At 61.4% G+C, this 17,186-nt stretch carries 16 protein-coding genes; all 16 read right to left on the reverse strand.

Annotation, left to right across the window (positions count from 1 at the left end):
- Positions 1-25: 25 nt before the first annotated feature.
- The 16 genes from O9H32_RS19495 to O9H32_RS19570 all read right to left on the reverse strand — a co-directional run bounded on the left by O9H32_RS19495 (position 26) and on the right by O9H32_RS19570 (position 16,920).
- Positions 26-1,252 carry an MFS transporter gene (locus O9H32_RS19495; protein WP_269867796.1) on the reverse strand — a complete coding sequence of 409 codons (1,227 nt, stop codon included), beginning with the start codon at positions 1,250-1,252 and terminating at the stop codon, positions 26-28.
- A complete protein-coding gene (locus O9H32_RS19500) occupies positions 1,242-2,171 on the reverse strand; it encodes a transketolase family protein (RefSeq protein WP_269867797.1) in 930 nt (309 codons plus the stop codon). The genes O9H32_RS19495 and O9H32_RS19500 overlap by 11 nt, the downstream gene beginning before the upstream one ends.
- A complete protein-coding gene (locus tag O9H32_RS19505) occupies positions 2,168-2,977 on the reverse strand; it encodes a 1-deoxy-D-xylulose-5-phosphate synthase N-terminal domain-containing protein (RefSeq protein ID WP_269867798.1) in 810 nt (269 codons plus the stop codon). The genes O9H32_RS19500 and O9H32_RS19505 overlap by 4 nt, the downstream gene beginning before the upstream one ends.
- On the reverse strand, positions 2,978-4,828 hold the full coding sequence (locus O9H32_RS19510; protein WP_269867799.1) for a M20/M25/M40 family metallo-hydrolase: 1,851 nt from the start codon (positions 4,826-4,828) through the stop codon (positions 2,978-2,980). It abuts the gene before it with no gap.
- Positions 4,828-5,886, reverse strand: a complete 1,059-nt coding sequence (argC, locus tag O9H32_RS19515; protein ID WP_269867800.1) for an N-acetyl-gamma-glutamyl-phosphate reductase — start codon at positions 5,884-5,886, stop codon at positions 4,828-4,830. The genes O9H32_RS19510 and argC overlap by 1 nt, the downstream gene beginning before the upstream one ends.
- Entirely contained in the window at positions 5,883-7,205 is a 1,323-nt protein-coding gene (locus tag O9H32_RS19520; protein WP_269867801.1) for a DegT/DnrJ/EryC1/StrS aminotransferase family protein, read from the reverse strand. The genes argC and O9H32_RS19520 overlap by 4 nt, the downstream gene beginning before the upstream one ends.
- The gene (locus O9H32_RS19525; RefSeq protein ID WP_269867802.1) at positions 7,195-7,845 is read right to left on the reverse strand and encodes a degT/DnrJ/EryC1/StrS aminotransferase; all 651 of its coding nucleotides are present in this window, start codon (positions 7,843-7,845) and stop codon (positions 7,195-7,197) included. The genes O9H32_RS19520 and O9H32_RS19525 overlap by 11 nt, the downstream gene beginning before the upstream one ends.
- A gap of 13 nt (positions 7,846-7,858) precedes the next feature.
- The gene (locus tag O9H32_RS19530) at positions 7,859-8,761 is read right to left on the reverse strand and encodes an ATP-grasp domain-containing protein (RefSeq protein WP_269867803.1); all 903 of its coding nucleotides are present in this window, start codon (positions 8,759-8,761) and stop codon (positions 7,859-7,861) included.
- 12 nt (positions 8,762-8,773) lie between these two features.
- The gene (locus tag O9H32_RS19535) at positions 8,774-8,947 is read right to left on the reverse strand and encodes a lysine biosynthesis protein LysW (RefSeq protein ID WP_269867804.1); all 174 of its coding nucleotides are present in this window, start codon (positions 8,945-8,947) and stop codon (positions 8,774-8,776) included.
- An 88-nt stretch (positions 8,948-9,035) separates the two neighbouring features.
- Positions 9,036-9,773 carry a gamma-glutamyl-gamma-aminobutyrate hydrolase family protein gene (locus O9H32_RS19540; RefSeq protein ID WP_269867805.1) on the reverse strand — a complete coding sequence of 246 codons (738 nt, stop codon included), beginning with the start codon at positions 9,771-9,773 and terminating at the stop codon, positions 9,036-9,038.
- Positions 9,774-9,813: 40 nt separating this feature from the next.
- Positions 9,814-10,725 (reverse strand): oligopeptide ABC transporter permease, encoded by a 912-nt coding sequence (opp4C, locus tag O9H32_RS19545; RefSeq protein WP_269867806.1) that lies wholly within the window; start codon positions 10,723-10,725, stop codon positions 9,814-9,816.
- Positions 10,726-10,775: 50 nt separating this feature from the next.
- On the reverse strand, positions 10,776-11,726 hold the full coding sequence (locus O9H32_RS19550) for an ABC transporter permease (protein WP_269867850.1): 951 nt from the start codon (positions 11,724-11,726) through the stop codon (positions 10,776-10,778).
- Between the two features lie 18 nt (positions 11,727-11,744).
- Positions 11,745-12,764, reverse strand: coding sequence for an ABC transporter ATP-binding protein (locus tag O9H32_RS19555; protein ID WP_269867807.1), 1,020 nt, complete (start codon positions 12,762-12,764; stop codon positions 11,745-11,747).
- Positions 12,761-13,771 (reverse strand): ABC transporter ATP-binding protein, encoded by a 1,011-nt coding sequence (locus O9H32_RS19560; RefSeq protein ID WP_269867808.1) that lies wholly within the window; start codon positions 13,769-13,771, stop codon positions 12,761-12,763. The genes O9H32_RS19555 and O9H32_RS19560 overlap by 4 nt, the downstream gene beginning before the upstream one ends.
- Positions 13,772-13,790: 19 nt before the next feature.
- Complete coding sequence (locus O9H32_RS19565; RefSeq protein WP_269867809.1) at positions 13,791-15,203, reverse strand: amidohydrolase; 1,413 nt, start codon at positions 15,201-15,203, stop codon at positions 13,791-13,793.
- A gap of 58 nt (positions 15,204-15,261) precedes the next feature.
- Entirely contained in the window at positions 15,262-16,920 is a 1,659-nt protein-coding gene (locus tag O9H32_RS19570; RefSeq protein ID WP_269867810.1) for an ABC transporter substrate-binding protein, read from the reverse strand.
- Positions 16,921-17,186 lie beyond the last annotated feature (266 nt).

Below are 17,186 nucleotides of genomic sequence, written 5' to 3' on the forward strand. Positions count from 1 at the left end.
TATCCTCCTATAGGGTATAGTCTGCTTATTGCTCCAGCGTGGCCTTAGCCCCTTCCGCCGGCTTCAAGGCATAGACAAGCACAAAGTATAGCAGCAGGCCGGCCAGCATCAGGGCCCCGATGCCCGCGAAGCCCACTCCGGGAGCGACCCGGTCCAATACAATGCCGAGCCCGGTAGCGGACAAGCACTGCAGCAGCAGCGAGATCGCAATCCAGACGGACATCGCCCGGCCCATGAACGACTTCGACACGGTCTCCATCAGCCGGGTGTTCATGATAATGCGCAGCGACGAATTGCTGAGGCCGAGCAGCACGCTGCCGAGATAGAGCAGCACGACGGAAGCGCTGAACGCCCACGCGAACAGAATGCCGGCGGACAGCAGGAAGAACAGCGTGATCGCCCCCTGGTTCGAGAGCTTCCGGGCCAGCGGAGCTGCGGCGAAGCCGGAGAGCAGGCCGCCGATGCCGTAGAACATATCCGAGAGGCCGAACACGACGGAATCGCCCTGCACCGGCCCGTTCACATAGCCGGGCAGCACGACGTTGAAGATCATGACGGCCACCACGGGAATGATCGACACGACGCCGAGCAGGAAGACGGGAGGCCGATCCTTCAGGTAGCGCAGCCCTTCCTTGAAGTTCGCGAAGAACGACTCTCCCTTGTTCTCCACGGCAATCGGCGTATACCGGACCCGGGAGAGGAAGAGCGCGGAGATGACGAAGGCGGCGGCATTGAGCAGGAGGATCACCTCGAACCCGAAGAATTTGTATAGAATGCCCGACGCCGCCCCCGCCAGGAACATGCCGACCTGCAGCGAGATCTCGATCAGGGAGTTGCCGTTGATGAGCTCCTTCTCGGTCAGCAGCTCCTGCACGAGACTGCGGGAGGCCGACATATAGACGGTCCAGCCGATGCCGTTGATGATCGTGAAGAGATACAGATACACGGTATGAAAGCCGGTCAACAGGAACGCCAGCGCGAGCGCCAGAATCAGCGCCGCCCGGATCCAGTTGGCTCCCTGGATAATGCTCTTGCGGTTGAACCGGTCCGTCAGCGTGCCGACCAGCGGCGAGATCGCGAAGCCGGCCAGGACGTTGAGCGTCAGCATGAAGCCGATGGCGCCGAGCGACCCGGTGCGGTCCATGAGGTACCAGTTGGCCCCGATCGTGCTCATGCCGACGCCGAAGCCGCTGATGATATCGGAGAAGAAATAATGGCGGAACTGCCGTGACCTCAGTACGCTAAATACCATGACGGCCTCCAATCGCAGCAGCCTGCCGCTTCAGTTCGCTGTGCCCGAAGCCCAGATGCTGCAGCACTTCCGCATGCGTGCCTCCGTAGATCGGCCATTCTTCGCCGCAGTCGTGGGAGTATACCCGGCAGTCCGGAAGCAGCAGCGAGAGATAAGATGCCGTGCCCCCCGTGCCCCGGTGCTCCTCAGCCACGAGGAAGGTGTCCGCCACCCCGCGGAGTTCTTCCGCATAGCCCTTCAACGACTGGCTGTCTACATAGACCAGGTGCGCGTGGATGACACCCGGGTCTTCTTCGGCCAGCTTCGTACAGAGCTCGGTCGCCTGCTCGCCTACGGAGATCAGGCAGAGCCTGGCCCCTGCCCGGTCCTTCCCTTGATACAAGATGTCCCGGGCACTGCCTCCGGGCGGACGTTCGAGGCTCCGGAAGGCGTCGTTGCGGGCGAGCCGGATATAGTAAGGCTCGGGCGAGGCTGCCGCCTCCCGGATGACGAGCCGCGTCTCTTCCTCCCCGTGGGGGCAGGCGATCCGGATGTGCTGGAACGACTGCAGAATCGCGATATCCTCCAGGCAGTGGTGCGTGGTGCCGAACCAGCCGCCGGAGACGCCGCCGTAAGCGGCGGCAATTTTGATATTCTTGCCCATATAGCCCATGGCCAGCTTAATGCTCTCGGCCGCCCGCAGCGCAGCGAATGACGCGAAGGTCGAGAAGAAGGGTACGTATCCCGCCTCGGCGAGCCCTGCCGCCATGTCGATGCCGGCCGCCTCCGCGATGCCGATATTCAGGAACCGGTCCGGGTGGCTCCCCTGGAACGTATGGTTCTTGCCTCCCAGATCCGCTTCGATGCAGATAATCTTGTCGTTGGTGCGGGCGAGCTCCGTCAGCTCCGCTTTATAGGCTTCCCTGCTCGATAGACTCATGACAGGCTCCTTTTCCATTTCTCCGCGGTTTTCTCCGGAATCTTGGCGTAGTGGGCGTCGGGATTGCCCTCGATGGCCCGGACGCCTTTGCCCTTGACGGTGCGCGCGAGCACGGCGAGCGGCAGCTCGGGGTCCGGCTCCACCGCTTCGAGGATCTCGGAGAAGTCGTGCCCGTCGATCTCCCGCACCCGGAACCCGAACGCCTCGAAGCGCTCCCGGAGCCGGGGAACCGGGGAAATATCGCTGAGCAGGCCGTCGTTCTGGCCGCCGTTGCAGTCGACGATATAGATGAAGTTCGAGATGCCCTTCGCCTGGACGATCTGTGCGGTCTCCCACACGAGCCCTTCTTGCAGCTCGCCGTCCCCGCCGAGGGCAATGCCGAGCCCGCCGCTGCCTTTCATCCGCTGCGCGAGGGCCCACCCGGCCGCATAAGGAATGCCGTGCCCGAGGCTCCCCGTGGCGAACGGGATGCCGGGCAGCTTGTGGTTCGGATGGCCCGTGAACAAGGAACCTTCGCGGCCGTACGTCTCGGCGGGGTTCGCCTCAATCACGCCGTATACATGGAGGGCGGCATACAGCGCCGCCGCCGAGTGCCCCTTGCTGAGCACGATGACGTTCTTCTCGTCAGCCCCGTACTTGGCCAAGGAGGCGAGCAGCAGGTCGATGACCGAGAGGCTCCCGCCGATATGGCAGCCCGTCGGCGCCGCCGCCATATCGACGATCAGCCTGCGGGCTTCAAGCGCCAGCTCCGGCAGTCGGCCGATCACATCCTCCGACCGTACGGCAGGCGGTGTCAGCGTATCCATCTACTCTCCTCCTCCGAGCCGGAACCACTCGTTCACGGCTTCCCTCAAGATCGCACGGGCGGACAGCGCCTCGGCATGGTGCAGGTACTCCCGGTTCGTATGGTCGAGACTCGAATCGCCCGGTCCATAGGCCACCATAGGGATACCCTCCCACGTAGTCGCCAGGGTGTTCATGTCGCTCGTGCCGCGTTTTTTGATATAGTGAATCGACTTGCCTTCCTTCGCGAAGCTGCGGACGAAGCTCTTCACTAAAGCGTCATTGCGGGGATTCGCATAGCCCGGCGTGGCCCGCAGCACCTCCACGCGGACATCTTCCCCCAAGTCATCCAGTGAGACGCTCCCGCTGTACTCCCTGCCGGCAGCCGGCGAGATCCGGAAGTTCAGCGTGCCGTCAATGGTGAGTAATCCTCTCTCATTCGTATGTTTAACGTCAATCAGCGATGACAAGGAATCGGGGTCGCTCTCTCTTACCCGGCGGCGGATCGTGTCCACTACCCCGTAGAGCTCGTCGATCACGCTGATGCTGTCCTTGGCCGCCGTATGCTCCTGGAGCCGGGATATGGTGATCTGCAGCTTGAAGAGGCCGTAGTAGCCGAGCGTCAAGCTGTTCTCCCCGCTGGGCTCGCCGATGATGACGGCGTCCGCGCCGTAGTGGTCCCTGACATAATGGGCGCCCTTGGAAGAAGACACTTCCTCCTCCACCGCGCCGATGACCAGCAGGGTTCCATGCTCCGGAACCTCGGCTTCTTCCAGCATATGGACGAAGTTGACGAAGCTCCCTTTGGCGTCCACGACGCCCCTGCCCGTCAGGCCCTCCTCATCGTTCTTCACCTGCCATTGGTAAGGGACGGTATCGATATGGCCGAGCAGCAGGAGACGGCGGGGACCGTTCCCCTTGCGGAAGACGATATTGCCCGCCTCGTCGATGGAACCCGACACGCCGGGATAGCGGACCTCCTCCAGCAGGAAAGAGGCCAGCTCGCGTTCATCCCCGGACACAGAAGCGATCCGGGTGACCTTGGCGAGCAGGTCCAATCGGGAACGCTCCGCGGTACGCGGAAAATTCCAGAACCAGGTCCGGCCCTTGCCTTCGAGCGTATGGGGACCGGTGATGCTGACGTCGCCCGTGCCCTGCTCCAGGGCAATGGAGGCGGCACGCACCTTCTGCTTCATCCTCCCTTGGACCCAAGGAAGCTCGTCGCCCTGGTACACATGACGGATCGTCGAATCCGCGTCCTCGATATTCTGCAGAATCCCAGGCGTACCGGTCACGAAGCGCAGATGCTGCGCCCCCAGATCCACGGCGAGATGGGCGGCGAGCACATCGGCATCGATATTGATATAGCCGCCAAGCGCCGGATCATAGATCGGCGGCGTCAAGACGACGACATCGTAGGCGGCGAGCGCCGACTTCAAGAAGCCGGTATGGCTTCCCGCGTAGCTGCCGAACAGGGAATCCCGGACGATCAGCGTCTTGCCGTCCTTCACCACCTTGAGCGGCTTCGCCTTGGTGCCGGTCACCACCTGGTTGTCCCCGGCGTTCTGGGCGAAGACGCTCAGTCCATAGGACCGCAGGGCAGCGGCCGCCTCCGCGATGATGATCTCATGATAAGCGGCGCGGATGACCGGCATCTCCTCCGGCGAGCAGTAGCGGACTTCATCGCCGCCCGGCAGGGTCAGGAAGGGCATCTCCCGGCCGAGGCTCTCGTACTTGCGCTTGATCCCTTCCGCACCGCCGGCGACGAGCAGCACCCGGCTGCCCCGCTGCACGATGCCGTGGATCTCGCCGAAGATCTCGGGCCGGTTCAGGATGGTGCTGCTCCCGAGCTTGACCACATACAGGTTGTCCATTACGGCCACGCTCCTTCCGCCGCATACCGGAGCCCGGCTTCCTCAGGGAAGCCGAAGTAGAGATTGGCCGCCTGGATGGCCTGTCCCACCGCTCCTTTGATGAGGTTGTCGATGCTTGCGATGGATACGCAGTTCCTGCCTTCGACATAGGCTCCGACTTCCGCCACATTGGTGCCGGTCACCGTCTTGATCATCGGCCCGTGCGGCCCGTTCTTCGAATTGAAGTAGTGAATGAACGGCTTGGAAGCATACGTGCTGTAGAACGCCTTCCGGACGTCGACCTCGCTCACCCCTTCCTTCAGCTGCGTATAGGAGGTGACGAGGATGCCACGTGGCAGATCCAGGCTGAAGGTCGAGAACTGCAGATCGATCTCCCGGCCGAGATGCCCTTGCAGCGCATACTCGATCTCCGGCTTGTGCCGGTGCCCGTGGACCTTATGGGGCCGGAAGTTGTGCGCGCGCTCGGCATGGGTCTCCGAGCTGGCCTTGCCGGCTCCGCTGGAGCCGGTCTTGGCATCCGTGACCACCCGGGGCTCGATCAGATCGTGGGCGGCCAGCGGATAGAGGGAGTAGAGGCTCGCGACTGCCATGCAGCCGGGCAGGTTAATGAGCTTGGCATCCCGGTTGATCTCGCTGAACTCCGGAATATAGTAATGGCTGCCCCCGGGAACTTCATGCTTCAGCGACTCGGGGTAATGCTTCTGCAGCAGAGCCGGGTCCGCGATCCGGTAATCTCCGCTGACATTGAAAATCTTGTCCGTCTGCTCCGCCACCCGTTCGATATGCCGGGGGAGGCTCCCCGTGGGCAGGCAGGAGAAAATGAGGTCATAGGGGCCATCCAGCTCCTCCAGCTTGCGGAATTTCAAGGAACTCGGGTTTTTCTTATGTAACGAGGATACAAAATACCGGTCCACCGGTAATCCGGCTTTGGACTCCGAGGAAATATAATCCACGCTAATGTGCGGATGCTGCCCCAGCAGCCGGTACAATTCGGCCCCCGTGAAGCCGCTGCCGCCGAGGATGGCCGCTCTTTTGACATTCGATTCCGTAGCACTCATCCCAGTCTGGCGTCCCTTTCGTATAAGACTTTCGTTTCCTTGTTCTTCTCCGCAAGCTCGCGGATAATCTGCGGATTCGCATCGATCTTGCGGAAAGCGAGCGCATAAGCCTGGATGCGTTCGTATTCTACGGGGGAGCGCAGCTCCCGGCAGATCGTCAGGGTGGAGCGCAGCATCTTCAGCGTCTCGGGAAAGTGGTGCAGCTCGTAGCCGAAATCCTCGCGCTCCGACAACGTGAACGGATAGCCCCCGCCGAAGCCTCTGCGGTTCTTGAAGGGCAGATGGCCCGGGATCGGCACGTTCTGCCACTCCCTCGCAGGGACGCCTTCGTTCAGGATGAGCTCCTGGATCGCATTCTTGACGAGATAATCTTCGAGATCGTCCAGCCCCAGCGCTTCCGGGGAGATCTTGACCCGGTACATGTTGTAGCTGTGCTTGTACCCGTCCGGCACATACGGTCCGCGGAACAGCTTCGTCTGCTGCAGCGCCTTCGTGAGATAATCGGCATTGCGGGCACGGATAGCGTCATAGTAAGGCAGCCGGTCGAGCTGGGAGATGCCGAACGCCGCCGCGATCCAGGACATCCGGTAGTCAATGCCGGCCTCTTCGAGGAACGCCTGCGCCCGCTCGTAGTCCTCCTTCTCCCGGAAGAAGGCGATGCCTCCCTCCCCGCCTACGGGGAAGTTCTTGTCCGCCATGAGGCTCTGCCCGGCACCGTCGCCGATGGAACCGGCAAGCCGGCCGTCGATCGAGGCCGAGTGCGCATGCGAAGCGTCCTCGACCAGACGGAGCGAATACTTGTCGGCCAGACTCCGCAGGCTCGCCAGATCCGCCGGCAGGCCGTGGACATGGACGGGCATGATCGCCTTCGTCTTCTTCGTAATCGCCCGCTCCGCCTTCTCGGGATCGAGGCAGTATGTCCGCGGATCGATATCGACGAATACGGGGATCGCTTTGGCAGCTACGACGGCCTGGGCCGTGGCGATGAAGGTGAAGGCGGGCAGGATGACTTCATCCCCCGGCTGTACTCCCACCCCGACCAAGGCCAGATGCAGGCTGGACGTGCCGCTCGCCGTCGCGATCGCGTGGTTCGCTCCGACATACTTCCGGTACGCTTCGGCGAATTCTTCCACGACGCTGTCCCCGTCCTGCTGGATCGAGACGAGCATCTGCGTAATATCTTCTTTGGTGATCGTAGGGAACGTAGTCTTGCGGACGTCTTCCGGGATGATCGGCGGCCCGCCCTGATAGGCCAGCGCTTCGCGGATCCAGTCCTCTGTAGGAAGATCGAGCGGTTTGCGGATAAAATCAGTCTTCATTCTCGCGGTTCCTCCTCAGAAGGGATAGTTTGACGCAGGCGGCCACGAGCGGACTCAGCCGGTAGTTGAACTGGACGGCCGGCTGCAGGTCCGGCTCGCTCTCTTCCTGCGTCCACATCGTCTGCAGATCGAACGCGCCGAAGATCTTGAGCCGTTCGGCCTTTTTCCAGATGAGGGGGTCGCTCGCCGCAATGGCGGCCGCCGGACCGAAGCCGAGCGGCGTGAAGTCGAGGACGAGGACGGCCGCTTCGCCGCTCAATGCCGCCACGCTGGACTCCAGGTCGTTCAGATTATCCCAGCTCACCGGCAGACGTTCGAAGCCCGCCGGCACCGAGGCGTCCTCCGTGAGCTCCACGCCGAGCCACCGGAGAAACTTCCGCTCCTGCTCGCCGGCCTGATCGATCCTCGTCGCCGAACCATGGACGATATCCTGTCCCCAGAGGGCCGCGTGAACGGCCCCGGTATAGCTGTTGAATAGAGCGACATGCTTTTTATTCGTGAGCTTGCCGATGCTCTTCTCCAGCCCCTTCAGCTCGCTCTCGTTCTTCTCGATGCTCATGATGACGCCCGAAGTAAGAACCCGCGAGAGCACGAAGGATAAGGAGAAAAAATGCTCTTTGCTGATCTGCACGTTCTTCATAGTTCATCCCCGTTTACTTGGAATTTGCGGTAAGCTGCAGCCTGCTCTCCGATGCGATCTGGCGGCCGACATACTGCGCAATATGGTAAGCGACGTCGACGCCGTGAATTTTCCAGGACTTCGCGAATTCCGGATTCTGGTTCACTTCGCAGACGAGATACCGGTGATTCTTATAATCGTAGAATAAGTCCACCCCGTAGATGCCCTCTCCGAGCACACCCGTCAGGCGGGAGCAGATCGAGCGGATCTCGCCGTCCACCTCCAGCGGTTCCACCTCCGCACCGAGATGGGTGTTCGTCTTCCAATTGTCCGGGGAGACCCGGCGGAAAGCCGCGACCGGCTCCTTCCCCACGACGACGACTCGAATGTCATAATCCCCCTTGTCCACAAATTCCTGCACAAGTACCGGGAGCGATTGATGACTCGGATCGAGCGACTCCCTCGCCGCAATCCAACCGTCCAGCCCTTCCCTCCCGACGATGCGGGCAATCCCTCTTCCCCAAGACGAGCTGGCCGGCTTGATCACGAAGACTTGCCCGAAGGTCTCGAACGCCTCGCTCAGTTCGGCTGCCGTGAAGGCGATCCGAAAGCGGGGCTGCGGGATGCCTTGGCCTTGGAATACGACCGCCTGGTGAATCTTGTTCGTGCAGACCGTGATAGCTTTGACGCTGTTCAGCGTCGGGATTCCCGCAAGCTCGAGAAGTGTGGAACGGCTGAGGGCATTCTTCTGCGAAAGGCAGCGGATCAAAGCGACGTCCGGCCGCTCCTCCCCGTCAGTACCGCCCAAGGGAAGCGCCATGGAATCCAGATTGATCTGAACGCGATAGCCGTCTTGGGTCAACCATTCGGCAATCCGTTTCTCTTCTTCCCTCAGCTTGGTGACGCACAGCAGGACGTTCGCTTGGCCGCTGCTCATGTTCTCCTCCTCCTACTCTCCCCAGGTTTCTTCGATTTCCGGCGCGAGTTCTACGGTAATAATGCTGTTGACGGCATGAACTTCGTGTTCTTGTCCGCAGGAGGAGCATTCGACGATCTCGCCTGTCGTGGCACCTTGATCTACGGCAATTTCATCCTTGCATACGAGGCACAGCAGCTGACTCATGAATCATTCCACCTTTGCGTTTAATGTTGACTTCACCAATGAGTATACTTGGTATTATCTTGAATAACAACCATTATTTTCTGTATTTTCAAGAAACGCTCCGCTTCTGCATGGCGGCGCCGCTCTTCTTGACCAGTTCACGGAACAGCCTCCGCATGAACGGGTCGGAAGCTGTCATCGACTCCGGATGCCACTGGACCCCTACGGCAAAAGGATGCTCCCCAAGCTCCACGCCCTCGATCACCCCATCGGGCGACGTGGCTGTAACGGTGAGCCCAGGCGCGGCCTGCCGGATCGCCTGATGGTGCAGGCTGTTCACCCGTACCTGGTTATGCCGGAAGATGCTCCAAAGCAGGCTGTTCTCGGCAATATAGACGGAGTGCGTAGCCTTCCCTCTGGCCTCGCCGTGCTGCATATGCGCTGCCGCACCCGGGTATTCGCTCGGCAGATCCTGATAGAGCGTGCCGCCCAGGGCGACGTTCAGCACCTGCACGCCCCGGCAGATCGCCAGCAGGGGCTTATTCGTCTGCAGAGCATACCGCACGGCTTCGAGCTCGGTGCGGTCCCGCTGCGGGAAGAGGGGCCCCAGCGCAGCATGCGGCTCTTGTCCGTACAGGGAAGGATCGACATCTTCCCCGCCGGAGAAGATCAGGCCATCGCAGAGGTCGATCAGCTCGCGGAAGGTCTCCGCCGAAGTCAACGGGAGTACGACCGGCAGCCCTCCCGCCCCTTCGACGGACAGATGATAATCTTGATGGACATAAGCGCCTTCGCTGTACTCGTTGCGCACGACAATCGTGCTGGTAATGCCGATCACCGGCTTCATGCAAGCATGCTCCTTTCCTCCTCATGAACGGGCATTAAGGCTAAGCATGCGAATCCAAGGCATCGCGCAGGCCGTCCCCGATGAAGTTGATGGCCATCACGGTGCACAGGATCATCGCTCCCGGAGGAAGCCACAGCCAAGGCTGGTCTGTCAGCACCGTAAGCGATTGGGCATCGGTCAGCATGTTCCCCCAGCTCGGCGTGGGCGGCTGAACCCCCATGCCGAGGAAGCTCAGTCCCGCTTCGCTCAGGATGGCCGAGGCCATGCCGAACGTGGCTCCCACGATGATCGGGCCGGCCACATTCGGCAGGATGTGGCCGAACAGGATCCGGGGCGTGCTGTAGCCCAGGGCGATGCCTGATTTGATATAGTCCGTCTCCTTCACCGCCAGCACGCTCCCCCGGACCAGCCGGGCGATGCCCGGCCAGGAGAACAGCGCCAGCACCAGAATGATCGTGGTCATCGTAGCGCCGAGCACGCTGACCACGATCAGCGTAACCATGAGGAACGGGAACGCCATGAACATATCCGTCAGGCGCATCATCATCATATCCGGCCATCCGCCGTAATAGGCGGAGAAGAGTCCGACCAGCGTGCCGGCCGTAACATAGAGAGCGACGGTCACGAAGCCGACAAGGAGCGAGACCCGGGTCGCATGGATCAGCCGGCTGAACACGTCCCGGCCGACCTGGTCGGTGCCGAGCCAGTGCCCCGCCGAGGGGGCAGCCGAGAAGACGCCCGTCACTTCCTTGGGGTCATGGGGGGCGATCAGCGGGGCGAAGACGGCGGTCAAGATCAGAAGTAAAGTGAAGATCAGTCCTGCCGCAGCCGGCTTATGGCGGAAGAACCGGGCAGCGAGGCCCCGTACGGGTCGTTCGCTTCCCGCTTCCCCGGCGGCTGCGGCACCCGGCTGCAGATACGCCTCTCCGGGGTCGGCCTGGGTCAGGGCCACTATGGTTTCACCTCCTTTCCAGCAGAGTCTCCGTTCTGTGCATGATCATCTTACGGATAACGAATGCGGGGATCCGCCGCCGAGTACAGCACATCGGTGAGCAGATTCGTACTTAGGACAATGCAAGCCGCGACGAGATTCAGTCCCATCAGCGTAGGGTAGTCTCTCGAGAGGACCGACTGGATCGTGAGCTGGCCGATGCCGGGCCATTGGAAGATTTGTTCGATGAGGATGCTTCCGCCCAGCAGCAACGGGATCTCCGACCCGAATACCGTAATCATGGGGATCAGCGCGTTGCGCAGGGCATGCTTGTTCGTCACGAGGAACGGATGCAGCCCTTTGGCCCGTGCCGTACGCAGGTAATCCTGCTTCAGCACATCGAGCATAGCCGCACGTACATACCGCACTTTCTTCCCCGCGATGACGATGCCGAGGACGAAGACGGGCAGGATCATGTGAAGGAGGAGATCCCCCGCTCCTCCGCTCCCGCCTAGCGTCCGCATGCCCCCGGTCGGCAGCACTCTCAGCTGCACGGCGAAGATGTAGATGAGACTGAGCCCGAGAAAAAACTGGGGGATCGATGTGCCGATGAACGAGAGGCCGGTCATCAGATAGTCGAACTTCGTATTCTGCCTTACCGCGCTAAGTATGCCTATGGGGACGGCGATGAGGATGCCGAGCAGCAGCGAGGCTCCCGCCAGCGCAAGCGTAGGACCCAGACGTTCGCCGATGAGCCCCGTGACCGGCGCATAAGAGCTGAACGAGTACCCGAGTTCCCCGTGCAGCAGGCTGCCGAGCCACTTGGCATATTGGATGTAGACCGGGTCGTTCAGCCCCAGCCGCTCTTTCCTCGCTTCGAGCAGCTCGGCGGGCATGTTCGGATCGATGAACATATCAACTGGGTTGCCCGGGGCCAGGTTGATCAGGAAGAAATTGATGACCGTGATGCCGAAGAGAACGGGTACGGCGATGAGCAGACGCCGGACAATATAATGAAGAATAAGAGACCCTCCTTTCGCTTACTGGAGCGGAAAGTGGCACGCTGCGGCGTGACCCCCCGCATCACCGGTGAGTACGGGTTCTTCCAGCCTGCAGCGCTCCTGCACGAAGGGGCAGCGGGTATGAAAGCGGCAGCCCTGGGGCGGGTTCGCCGGATTCGGCACGTCCCCCCGGATGATGGTCCGCTTCCTCGTCCGCAGGAGCGGATCGGGCGGCGGGTAGGCCTGCAGCAGAATCTGCGTGTACGGATGCTTCGGATGCCGGAAGAGCGCCTCTTTGTCCCCGGTCTCCACGATCCGCCCCAGATACATCACGGCAATCCGCGTACTGATGTATTTGACGGCCCCAATGCCGTGCGCGATGAACAGATAGGTGAGTCCGAGCTCCTTCTGGAGATCCCCGAGCAGGTTCAGAATCTGCGCTTGAATCGATACATCCAGCGCCGATACGGGCTCATCGCATACGATCAGCTTCGGCTCGAAGGCCATTGCCCGGGCAATACCGATCCGCTGCCGCTGTCCGCCGGAGAATTCATGGGGATAGCGGCTCATATGGGATCGGGGCAGACCCACCATGTCCAGCAGCCGTTCGACACGGCTCTGTACCTGAGTTCGCGGAACCAGCTTGTGGGCAAGGAACGGCTCGGCCAGCATATCGCCGATCTGCTTGCGGGGATTGAGCGAGGAATACGGATCTTGGAAAATGATCTGCAGCCGGGTGCGGACCGGCATCAGCTCCCTTCGGGAGAGGAACGTGATATCTTCCCCCTCGAACCGGATGCTTCCCGCCAAGGGATTCTCCAGCCGGACGATGGAGCGGCCGAGCGTCGACTTGCCGCAGCCCGATTCGCCCACAAGGCCGAGCGTCTCCCCTGCCTTGATCTGCAGGCTGACATCGTCTACGGCCTTGATGTGGCCCACAGTCCGGGAGAAGACGCCCTGGCGGACCGGGTAATAGGTCTTCAGCTTCTCCACCTCCAGCAGCGGCGTCTCCGTCCGGCTGCCCGTACCCGATGCCGGCAAAGATGCAGAGGTGCTCATGAGCCCACCGCCTGCAGTCTGGAGGACAGCGGTGACGCAGCCTGCTCCCCCGCCAGCCAGCACCGGACCGAGTGGCCCGGCTCCGCCCGCTTCAGCTCGGGAGGCTCCCGCCGGCAGCGCTCCTCCGCGAAGGCGCAGCGCGTATGGAACCGGCAGCCCTGCGGCATGCGGTGGAGCGGCGGAACCGTACCGGGTACCGGGGTGAGGCGGCCGCCGTCGTCCTCCAGCCGGACGATGGAGTCCAGCAGCCCCTTCGTATAAGGGTGCAGCGGCTGCCGGAACAAGGTGAACACATCCGCTTCCTCGACGATCTGCCCCGCGTACATGATGGCGACCTTGTCCGCCATCTCCGCTACGACGCCCAGATCGTGCGTAATGAGCAGGATCGCCGTGCCCGTCTCGTTCCGGAGCTCTTTCATCAGCTCCAGGATTTGGGCCTGGACCGTCACATCGAGCGCCGTCGTCGGCTCGTCGGCGATGAGCAGCTTGGGGCTGCAGGAGAGTGCCATCGCAATCATAATGCGCTGCCGCATGCCGCCGGACAGCATATAGGGATAGGCCTTTATCACGTCGGCGGCGCGGGGCAGGCCCACCTTCTCCAGCATGCGGACGGCGTAAGCCTTGGCCTCCCTCCCGGACCGCTCCGTATGGAGGCGGATCATCTCTGTAAGTTGGCTGCCTATCGTCAGCACCGGATTCAGCGAGCTCATCGGCTCCTGGAAGACCATAGCCATCTCCCTGCCCCGGATGCGGCGCATCTCTGTTTCCGGCAGCCCTGCCAGATCCCTGCCGCCGAATCGGATCTCCCCTCCGCTGATGCGGCCTCCGCTGCCCAGAAGCCGCATGACCGACAAGGCCGTTACGCTCTTGCCGCTGCCGGATTCGCCTACGAGGCACAAGGTCTCCCCCGGTTGCAGAGCGAGTGTGACCTCCTCTACGGCCGTGACCGTGTCAAGGCCGGCACCGAAGACCGTCTGCAGCCGGTCAATCTCCAGAATACTGTCCATGCTGTCTATCCTCCTCTGCTTACACAGGTACCGGCGCCCGGACGTGCTCCGGGATGGCAGGCACGTAATTCCGCCCCCCGGTCGAGGCTTGGAATTCAGCCCGGGCTTCCGCCAGCACCGCGCCGCCATCCGAGAGCAGCTCGTATCCGGCCAGCGCGATCAGCTGGGCGGCGTAGTGCATGCCCTTGAGACCGATCGGCGAGCCGAAGGCTGCCGTAGCCTGCCAGGTATGCACCTGGACGCAGAAGGGGGCGCAGGTGGTGATGATCTGTCCTAAGGGGGCGATCCAGGAGACATCCCCGAGATCGGTGGAACCGCCTGAGGCGGTCCGGCCGCCCGGCCTCTCGTCCGAGAAGGAAGCGGGCAGCAGCTCCCCCTCCGCCAGTCCGAGCTTCCGCGCTTTGCTTGAAGCGGCCTCCTGGAGGGCTGGGTCCAGCGAGCCGGCGAGGGATGCCGCCAGCCGGTGATCCTCTTCCGTGAAGACAAGGGGACCGGCTTCGTGCTGCTGCCGGACGAGAAGCCGATTGAGCGTATGGTTCACATTCAGGTGATACGCGCCCCCCTTGATATCCCAAGTGACTTCCGTCTCGGTCATCAGGGCAGCGCCTTGAGCGATCTTGAGCAGCCGCCCGAGCAGCGCGTCGGCCGCATCGCGGTCGGCTCCGCGGAGATAGTACCAGACGCTGGCGGCGTCGGGCACAATATTCGGAGCGACGCCCCCGTTCGTGATCGTGTAATGAATGCGCGATCCGTCCGGCACATGCTCCCGCAAATAATTCGCGCCGATATTCGTCAGCTCCACGGCATCCAGCGCGCTGCGGCCCAGATGCGGCGCGCCTCCCGCGTGGGCCGCCCTCCCGTGAAAGTGCAGCTCGACCGACGTCAGTGCCGACGTAGGCGTATTCCACGGCGTATTCTGGCTGCCCGGATGCCAGGTCAAAGCGGCATCCAGGTCATCAAAGACCCCTTCGCGCGCCATGAAGGTCTTGCCGGACAGCACTTCCTCTGCCGGGCAGCCGTAATAGCGGATCGTGCCGGCGAGCCCCTCGGCTTCGGCACGCTGCTTCAGGGCGATGGCGGCTTCCACGCCCGCCGTGCCGAGCAGATTGTGGCCGCAGCCGTGGCCCGGACCGTCCGGAACCACGGGCTCCCTCACGGCCGCCACCTTCTGCGACAAGCCAGGCAGCGCGTCATATTCCCCGAGAATCCCGAGGACCGGTCCGCCCGAGCCGTATTCCGCCACGAAGGCAGTGGGGATTCCTCCGATACTCGTGCGCAGCTTGAATCCTGCCTGCTCGAGCGCCGAGCTCAGGAGCCCGGAGGCGAAGGTCTCCTCATAAGCGGTTTCGGGGCGTTCCCAAATCCGCAGCGCCAGATCCTCGTAAGTCGATCGGTGCTCGTTCATCCACTCGACCAGCTGCTTTTTCCCCATATCGCGTCCTCCTTGTTTCCGCAGCCTTATAGCCTCATCCGCTGTCTGCAGCAGCTGCTTAGGGCAGCAAATCCCACTGGCTGACATTATTGAACATGCCGATATCGCGCGGTCTGCCTTCCGCCACTTTCTTGGACACGGCGAGCAGGCGCTTCTCCGAATAGACCGCCAGCGATGGGACCTCCTCGTGAAGGATGGCCTGAAGCTCGTTATAGATCGCATGCCGCTTGGCCGGATCCGACTCGGTCTCTCCCCGGTTGATCAGCTCGTCGACCTTCGGATTATTGTATTTCATGTCATTGTTGCCGTTGTCGCTCTTGAACATCGTGAAGTACGAACTCGGCTCAATGTAGAAGTCGCGGGTGAAGATCGTCAGATCAAATTCGCCCTTGCCGACCTTGGCAATCAGCGTGGCAAAGTCGAACTTCTGCACCTGAATCTTGATGCCGACGGCCTCGAGATTCTGCACCAGAATATCGGCGGCCTGCTCCCGGATCTTGTTGCCCACTGGAATCAGGAAGGTCAGCGGCTTGCTCCCGTCCCAGTTCGCCTCCTTCAGCAGCTGCTTCGCCTTCTCGGGATCATACGCATACTTCGTAATGTCCTTGTTATAGTATGGATGGTAGCTCGGGATGCCGCCGTCGATCACTTCCCCTTGACCCTTCAGCAGCTGGTCCACGATCAGCTGACGGTTGAGTGCGTAGGCGACGGCCTGGCGCACCTTCACATCCGGAATCTTCTGCGTGTTGAAGAACAGCTCCGGCGGGACGGACGGGTTGCCGGACGTCAGTTCCACATTAGGCAGTCCTTTGACCTTCTCATACTCGGTGATCGGAATAAGGCCGACCGGGACGGAGTTCATATGGATCTCCCCGGTCTGCAGCTGGGCGACCAGGTTCGCCGCCGGGAGGACTTTAATGAAGATTTTATCCAGCTTCGCGGGCTCCCGGTAATACTGCGTGTTCTTCACGACTTCGGCATACTGCCCCTTCTGGAAGTTCGCAATCCGGAAGGCCCCGATGGTCACCTCGGGCTTCTGGAAGTATGGATGGGTCGCCACCTGTTCTGGGGCAACATCCTTCAGGATATGCTGGGGCAGGAAGAATACTTTGCTGCCGAAGCGTTCTTTGAAAATCAGCGGATCGACCGGGGTCTTCGTCCGGACCTCGAACGTCTTGTCGTCGATGATCTTCAGTCCGCTGATCTCCGTCTTCCCTTCATCGAGCTTACCGGCAGCGTTCAGCCCTTCGATGAAGTTCAGCTTAAAGTTCGTGTCCACCTTCGGATGCAGTGCCGTCTTCAGGGTGAACGCGACATCGGCGGTCGTGAACGGCTGGCCGTCGTTCCACTTGGCTGCCGGATGGAGCTTGACGGTGAAGGTCTGGTTGTCCTTCGTGTCTACCGACTCGGCCAGCTTCGGCTGGAATTCGAACTTCTCGTTCAAGTCGAGCAGGGAATCGTTGAGGAGCGCGAGCACGTTGTCCGATGCCGAATCGCCGGCGTCATTGATCTGGTTCACGGTCACAGGGGCATTCACGATGCCCACATAGACTGTTTTCTCTTTGGCTGGAGCAGGTGAGGCCGTATTATTCCCGGCCGGGGCGGCAGGAGCCTGCGCCCCGCCAGTTGGTGCCCCCGGTGAGGAGCAGGCGGTGAACAGGATCAGCATGGCGGCCATGCTGCCCAGCAGTCTTTTTCTGCGATTGACGAAATGCACGTACAATATCCCCCTTCAAGTCGACAGCGAATTAACTACATTATTCCTACCGTTTAAGTATGTTTATGTACCTGAATGTACCACTGCCCTTCCCCCTTGTCTAATTGATTTTATCAATCGAAGGACGAGGAATTTCTATTGAAATCAATTCTAGATCAAGATAATATTTCCACCCGCGATTTACTCGGCATCCCTTCTCCTGCACCACAAGATAACCGGCTTCGCCGTCCTTGCAGGACGATGCGCGTTGATAAGATATATAAGAT

Origin of the sequence: Paenibacillus caseinilyticus (assembly GCF_027533645.1) — a bacterium.
Taxonomy (GTDB): domain Bacteria; phylum Bacillota; class Bacilli; order Paenibacillales; family NBRC-103111; genus Paenibacillus_G; species Paenibacillus_G caseinilyticus.